Source organism: Streptomyces sp. FH025, from assembly GCF_017427025.1.
Taxonomy (GTDB): domain Bacteria; phylum Actinomycetota; class Actinomycetes; order Streptomycetales; family Streptomycetaceae; genus Kitasatospora.
Genome location: NZ_JAFLNG010000660.1, coordinates 1 through 4,312, shown reverse-complemented (window position 1 = coordinate 4,312; position 4,312 = coordinate 1). Strand labels below are relative to the sequence as shown.

Sequence of the window (4,312 nt, the reverse complement as noted above, 5' to 3'; positions counted from 1 at the left end):
CGGGCCCGGCGCCCGACGCGCCGCCCTCCCGGGTGCCACCACTTTCCCGTCCCGGCGGGTCGGGGGGCCATCCGCTGAGGTACTCAACCGCGGATCTGAGTATCCGTACTCAGACGCCCCGGGGCGGAACCGCCGCATCGGCCCGGGACGTCCCAGGGTCCCGGTACGGTTCGTGGACCCGGGCGAGCGCGCGGGCCCGGTAGTGCGAGGAGAGGAAGCGCGATGACGGTCCTGCCGCTGATCTTCACCAGCGGACTGGCCAGCGGCATCAACGCGTACGCGGTGGTGCTGCTGCTCGGCCTGCTGGGCCGCTTCGCCGGAGCGGACTCGGTGCCGCACGCGCTGGAGCGCACCGACGTGCTGATCGCGGCGGCCGTGCTGTTCCTGCTGGAGGCGGTGGCCGACAAGATCCCGTACGTGGACACCGTCTGGGACGCCGTGCACACGGTGATCCGGCCGATCGCGGGAGCCGTCGTGGGCGCGCTGCTCGCGAGCACCGACCCGGGCTCGCTCAACGAGGTCGCGGCGGGCGCGATGGGCGGCACCACGGCGCTGGTCACCCACCTGGTGAAGGCCTCGCTGCGGATGGCCGTCAACACCTCGCCCGAGCCGGCCAGCAACATCGTGGTCAGCCTGCTGGAGGACCTCTCGGTGGCCGGCCTGGTCACCCTGGCGATCTTCCACCCCTGGCTGGCCGCCTCGATCGCCGCCGTACTGCTGGCCGCCGGCCTGCTGCTGGTGTGGCTGGCGATCAGCCGGATCCGCGCCTTCCGCGCCCGCCGCCGCGAGCGCCGGGCCGCCAAGGAGGGTGCTCTCGCCGGGCGGCCATAGGATCGGGTGCCATGGCAAAGATCGTCATCATCGGCGCAGGAATGAGCGGGCTCGCGGCGGCCTCCCGACTGGCGACCCTCGGCCACCGGGTGACGGTCTGCGAGGCGAGCGGCACGTACGGCGGGATGGTCGGCCGCTACGAGCGCGACGGCTTCGCCTTCGACACCGGGCCCGGCCTGCTCACGCTGCCCGCCGTCTACCGCGACCTCGCGCTGAAGACCGGCAAGGAGCCGCTGGAGCAGCTGGTCGAGCTGGCGCCGGTGGACCCGGAGAGCCGACACCTGTTCCCCGACGGCACCGCCGTCACCCTGCCCAACGCCTCGCGCGGCGGCGTCAGCCAGGCCCTGGACGCCGCCTTCGGCGCGGGTTCGGGCGCCCGCTGGAGCGAGGTGATGAACCACGGCCGCACGGTCTGGGAGGCCACCCGCCGCCCGCTGCTGGAGGAGCCGCTCCCGGCCGACCCTTCGCCGCTGCACGCCGACCCGTACCCCGTCCCGCCGCGCACCGGCCTGGCCCGGCTGCGCCGCCCGCGGCCGTGGTCCCTGGAGCACGTGGCCGCGCGCGAGCTCGGCGGCCACCCCGGCCTGACCGCCCTGCTGTTCGAGCCGGCCGTGCGGTACGGCTTCACCCCGGCCGAGGCGCCCGCCGGGGCCACCGTGCTGCCGTACATGGAGCAGTCCTTCGGCGTCTGGTACGTCCGGGGCGGCCTGCGGGCCCTCGCGGACGCGGTGTTCCGGCGCTGCGAGCTGCGCAAGGTGGAGTTCCGCTTCGACACCCCGGTCACCCGGGTGGTCGTCGAGGACGGCCGGGCGAGCGGGGTCGAGACGGCGGACGGCCGGATCGACGCGGACCTGGTGGTCTCCGCGATGGACGCCAACGCCCTCCACCGCCACGGCCTCGCCGAGTGGCCCGGGTTGCCGGCCGAGCACTGGGAGCCCCAGGGGGTGCCCGGCCGGTTCAGCGTGCTGCTCGCCCTGCGCGGGCCCCGGCCGGAGGGCACCGCGCACCGGACGGTGGTGCACACGACCGACCTGGCCCCCACGGCGAGCGCGTCGGCCCTCGGGGTGCCGCCCTCCGAGCGCCCCACCATCCAGGTGCTGCGCCCGGACGACCCGGCGCTGCGCCCCGACGACGGGCACGAGAGCGTGGTGCTGACCGCGACCGTCCCGGCCCAGGGCGAGTTCGACTGGACCGCCCCGGGCGTCGCCGACCGCTACGCCGACCGGCTGCTCGCCCACGTGGACACGGCCGGCCTGGGCCTGCGCGAGCGGGTGCTGTGGCGGGTCGTGCGCACCCCGGAGGACACCCGCCGGGAGACCGGCGCCCTCGGCGGCGCCGTCGCCCGCCCGGTCCTGGCCGGGGCCTCGGGCCGCTGGCTGAAGGCCTCCAACGAGTCCCCCGTCCCCGGTCTCTACCTGATCGGCGGCGCCGCCCACCCCGGGGGCGGACTCGCCCGCGTCGGCATGTCGGCCTGCATCGCCGCCAACCTGATCGGCCCGGCGTAGCGCCGGGCCGCCGGGCTCAGCCCTGGTGCCAGGTGTTCTGCTGCTGGTAGCCGTAGTTCTGGTCGTACGTCGGCTGCTGCGGGATGCTCTGGGTCTGCTGGTCGGGCTGCCACTGCTGCTGGTGCTGCTGGGCGTTCTGGTCCCAGGCAGGCTGCTGGTAGCCCGCGTACGGGTCCTGGGACTGCTGCTGGTAGCCGCTGTAGGGGTCCTGCTGCTGGGGGTAGCCGGCGTAGGACTGCTGGTCGTAGGCGTAGGCGGGCTGCTGCTGGGTCTGCCACTGCTGCTCGTCGTAGCCGGACTGGTAGGCCGCGGCGTACGGGTCCTGCGGCTGCTGCTGGGCCTGCTGCTGCTCGTAGTAGGAGGGGGCGTAGACGCCGTCCTGGGCGAGCTCCTGCATCTCGAAGGCGGCGGTCTGCTCGACCTCGGGGACGTCCTCGGCGACCGCCTGCGCCGCCGGGGCCTCCTCGACGGCGCTGACCTCGCCGACCCTCGGCTCCGCCACCGCGGCGGCCGCGACCGCCGCCGCGCCGCCGGTGAGGGCGCCGAGCAGCGGGACCTTGGCGAGCGGGCCGGGGAGGCTGCCGTCGGCCTTCCGCAGGGACCAGCCGGCCTGGTGGCCGCGCTTGACGGAGAGGGTGACGAAGGCCTGGCCGACCGCGAACAGGCCCGCTCCGGCGCCGATCACCACGACCGACCCGAGGACCATCCCGGCGGCCACGCCGAGGAAGCCGGCCAGAGCGAGCGCCCGCCAGTGCAGCGGCGCCCGGTTCTGCAGCAGCACCTCGGCGACCAGCCAGAGCGCCACCACCGCCAACGCGGCGTACAGCAGCAGGTATCCGATGCCCATCCGCGCGCTACCTCCAGTCGCGTGCCCGCGCGCGCCGCGCGTGTGCGGCGACTGTACCGGTTCAACGGCCGGGGTACCGCATCGCGTTCCCACGCCCGGCGGCACCGGCCGCACACGACCAGCCCGTCGCCGTCCGAACGGTGACGGGCTCGTGAACACCCTTTGAAGGAGGCGGGGTCAGCGCTGGTGCAGGCCCAGGTTCTGGTAGATCTCCAGCGTCGCCGTGGAGTGGTTGAGCGTGATGAAGTGCAGACCGGGCGCACCCTCGGCGAGCAGCCGCTCGGCCATCGCGGTGGCGTGCTCGATGCCCACCGCCCGCAGCGCCGCCGGGTCGTCGATGACGGCCCGCAGCCGCGCCTCCAGGTCGGCCGGGAAGGCCGAGCCGCTGAGCTGCGGGAAGCGCTCCAGCTGCTTGGCGTTGGTCACCGGCATGATCTCCGGGATGATCGGCGCCTCGCAGCCGGCGGCCGTGACCCGGTCGCGCAGCCGCAGGTAGTCGTCCACCTCGAAGAACATCTGGGTGATCGCGTAGTCCGCGCCGGAGCGGATCTTCGCGACGAAGTGCCGGATGTCCTCGTCCCAGTCCGTCGAGCGCGGGTGCATGTTCGGCGAGGCCGCGACGCCGACGCAGAAGTCGCCGATGCCCTTGATCAGCTCCACCAGCTCGTACGCGTACGTGACGCCCTCCGGGTGCTTGACCCACTCGCCCATCGGGTCGCCGGGCGGGTCGCCCCGGACGGCGAGGACGTTGCGGACCCCCTGGTCGGCGTACTGGCCGATGATGTTGCGCAGTTCGGCGACCGAGTGGTCCACCGCGGTGAGGTGGGCGACGGGGGTGAGTGTGGTCTCAGTGGCGATCCGGCCGACCATGTTGACGGTGCGCTCGCGCGAGGAGCCGCCGGCGCCGTACGTCATGCAGACGAAGTTCGGGTCCAGCGGTTCGAGGCGCCGGATGGCGTCCCAGAGCCTCTGCTCTCCGACCTCGGTGCGCGGGGGCATGAACTCGAAGGAGAAGGAGCGCTTTCCGGCCGCCAGGAGTTCGCGGACCGTCAGTGCGCGATCCGATCTCGTGGAAGCGATGCCGAGTGCCATGCTGGCAGGTTATCCGGGGTTCGAAGCGGCCGGACAA

The 4,312-nt window shown here is 74.0% G+C and carries 4 protein-coding genes; 2 read left to right on the top strand and 2 right to left on the bottom strand.

The features are described from left to right. Nucleotides 1-222: 222 nt before the first annotated feature. Both J0670_RS31555 and J0670_RS31550 read left to right on the top strand, forming a co-directional pair. Nucleotides 223-831, top strand: coding sequence for a DUF4126 domain-containing protein (locus tag J0670_RS31555; protein WP_207815332.1), 609 nt, complete (start codon nt 223-225; stop codon nt 829-831). Nucleotides 832-842: 11 nt separating this feature from the next. Continuing rightward, nucleotides 843-2,336, top strand: coding sequence for an NAD(P)/FAD-dependent oxidoreductase (locus tag J0670_RS31550; RefSeq protein WP_207815331.1), 1,494 nt, complete (start codon nt 843-845; stop codon nt 2,334-2,336). Nucleotides 2,337-2,352: 16 nt separating this feature from the next. On the opposite strand, the gene J0670_RS31545 is transcribed toward J0670_RS31550, so the two are convergent. Together J0670_RS31545 and metF are read right to left on the bottom strand one after the other, a co-directional pair. Continuing rightward, nucleotides 2,353-3,183, bottom strand: a complete 831-nt coding sequence (locus J0670_RS31545; RefSeq protein ID WP_207815330.1) for a hypothetical protein — start codon at nt 3,181-3,183, stop codon at nt 2,353-2,355. Between the two features lie 177 nt (nt 3,184-3,360). Continuing rightward, on the bottom strand, nt 3,361-4,275 hold the full coding sequence (gene metF, locus J0670_RS31540; protein WP_207815329.1) for a methylenetetrahydrofolate reductase [NAD(P)H]: 915 nt from the start codon (nt 4,273-4,275) through the stop codon (nt 3,361-3,363). Nucleotides 4,276-4,312: the final 37 nt, after the last annotated feature.